Consider the following 246-nt stretch of genomic DNA (forward strand, 5'->3'; position numbering starts at 1 on the left):
CGGCGCGAGATGGAGAAGGATGCCCAGGCCGTGCTCGACGACTTGGGCTTCCGGATCGACGCGCGCCGCGAGCTGGGCAGCCTGACGATCGGCCAGCAGCAGCTCGTCGCCACGGCCCGGTCGACAGCGCGCCAGTGCCGGCTGCTGATCTTCGACGAGCCGACCGCTTATCTCACCAACCAGGAGACGGGGCAGCTTTTCCGCCTGATCCGTCGCCTGCAGGGCGAGGGCGTCTCGATTGTCTAT

The 246-nt window shown here is 67.9% G+C and carries 1 protein-coding gene; it reads left to right on the forward strand.

Annotation, left to right across the window (positions count from 1 at the left end; genetic code table 11):
• Positions 1-246, forward strand: a 246-nt coding sequence (locus SB717_RS38555) for an ATP-binding cassette domain-containing protein (protein ID WP_410908502.1), incomplete at both ends; no start/stop codon positions are given.

The sequence above is a fragment of the Priestia sp. SIMBA_032 genome (genome assembly GCF_046535215.1).
Lineage (GTDB): Bacteria > Bacillota > Bacilli > Bacillales > Bacillaceae_H > Priestia > Priestia aryabhattai.